At 45.0% G+C, this 238-nt stretch carries 1 pseudogene; it reads left to right on the top strand.

Features of this window, described 5'->3' with window-relative positions:
• Positions 1 to 238: pseudogene (locus AAEZ00_RS22095) on the top strand (4Fe-4S ferredoxin); the annotation flags it as partial.

Genomic DNA, 238 nt, shown 5'->3' with positions numbered 1-238 from the left:
GCCCTGTGGGCATTACGTGAAAAACGTGATCGCGCTGCAGGCAGTTTGCCTGAATGGGAACAACTAAGGCTGCTTGGCTCTCAACTCAAACTGCATACTTTGAGCCATTTAGCCCAGTACCTTGAGCAATTTGAACAACAATGCTTGAGTAATGGCATTAAGGTGCATTGGGCTAGCGATGCCCAGCAACACAATGAAATTGTTCATGGGATTTTAGCGAAACATAAGGTTAAAAAAC

Origin of the sequence: Shewanella sp. S1-49-MNA-CIBAN-0167 (assembly GCF_040310145.1) — a bacterium.
Lineage (GTDB): Bacteria > Pseudomonadota > Gammaproteobacteria > Enterobacterales > Shewanellaceae > Shewanella > Shewanella psychromarinicola.
The sequence above is the reverse complement of the archived record's forward strand: the minus strand, read 5'-3'. Positions and strand labels throughout refer to the sequence as shown.